This window comes from Streptomyces sp. NPDC097129 (assembly GCF_055668065.1).
The window spans coordinates 1-1315 of sequence record NZ_JBVOQE010000066.1 but is presented as its reverse complement, the minus strand read 5'-3'; the positions used below and the strand labels follow the sequence as shown (position 1 = coordinate 1315).

Genomic DNA, 1315 nt, shown 5'->3' with positions numbered 1-1315 from the left:
ACCTCGATGTCGGCTTGTAGGAGCAGGAGCCATCTGGCGATGGACTCGTAGCTCTCGGCTCCCGCGTGCACGATCGTGGTCCGAGTTGTCTCCTGTTCGATAGCTCCCCATGCCGGCGCAACCCAGCGCTGCACCGTATCCACTGTTGCGTGCACGCGGACGGTGGCGGTCACCTGCTGCCACCCCGCGCTGAGCTGCCGAGTCACCCATTCATCGACGCTCGGGCCGGGAAACGTATGCGATCGGATCGGCATCTGGCTGACGGCGACGTCGGAGATGCGATCGACACGGTACGTCTGCCAATCGTCGGTGTCGACGTCGAAGGCGACGAGGTACCACCGCCGCACTGTGTTGACCATCGCAAGGGGATCAACCCGTCGGTCCTTCGTCGCTCCGTTTCGCTGCGAGTGCTTGAACTCCACTCGACGGCCGAGCAGACATGCTCTTGCCAGCTCACCGAGAACCCCGATGTTGACGACCGGGGAGTCTATTGGTTCGAGACCGTCCACTGGCGCATCGATCGTGACTTTCGCTACCGCATCGATGACCCACCGCACATGAGTGGGCAGTGATGCGAGGAGCTTGCCGAGAGAACTGGCGGTCAGGGTTGGATCAGAGCTTTCCTTCCACCTTCGAAGCGCGAGAGCACATGCCAGCGCCTCATCTGTGGAAAGAAAGATCGGCGGCAGGACCGCCCCAGGTTCGAGAGAGTATCCGCCGTCGACACCGAGACGTGTGTCAACGGGGTACCCCAGATGGCTTTGTCGGCCAATGTTGACGTCGCTTGTTGATAGATCCTGACCTCACTTCGGATCTGGGGGTCCTGCCGCGATTGCATATCGGTGAATGCCAGCGTCACTCACAGCCCGCGGGGAAGGGTCGACGGCATGGCTCGCACTCCTTTCGCAGACCTTTCCTCAGGGCCCAGCTCGCGCGCAAGCGTTCGGCTTATGGGGCGCGGCATCCGGCAGCGGTGGCGCTCTCGGAGTACTTGGCGGTGGAGTCATCGTCGAAACCCTAGGATGGCGGTGGACTCTGCTGGTGAACGTCCCGATCGGGCTCGCACTTCTGGCGTTGCTCATCTTCGGTAACCGGACGCCGCACCCCACCGCACGGCCCCATCTCGACCTGGCCGGCAGCACCGCGTTCCTAGTAGCTACGGCATCACTTGTACTGGCAGTCATGTCGGTTTCGAACTCTTTCACCGCTGCCGGGTGGGCCTTCCTTGGACTGGTCAGTGTCGTCACATTCGTGCTCATCGAGAAGCGCGCGGCATCACCTCTGATCCCTTTTGTAGCGCTCGGTCGAACCGGCG

2 protein-coding genes are annotated in these 1315 nt (G+C 62.3%); one reads left to right on the top strand and one right to left on the bottom strand.

The features are described from left to right. A partial coding sequence (locus AC0B9F_RS38125) for a WYL domain-containing protein (protein ID WP_472010397.1) occupies positions 1 to 509 on the bottom strand: 509 nt, incomplete at its 3' end. Between the two features lie 337 nt (positions 510 to 846). Here AC0B9F_RS38125 and AC0B9F_RS38120 point away from each other — a divergent pair. Further along, positions 847 to 1315, top strand: a 469-nt coding sequence (locus AC0B9F_RS38120; protein ID WP_472010395.1) for an MFS transporter, incomplete at its 3' end; no start/stop codon positions are given.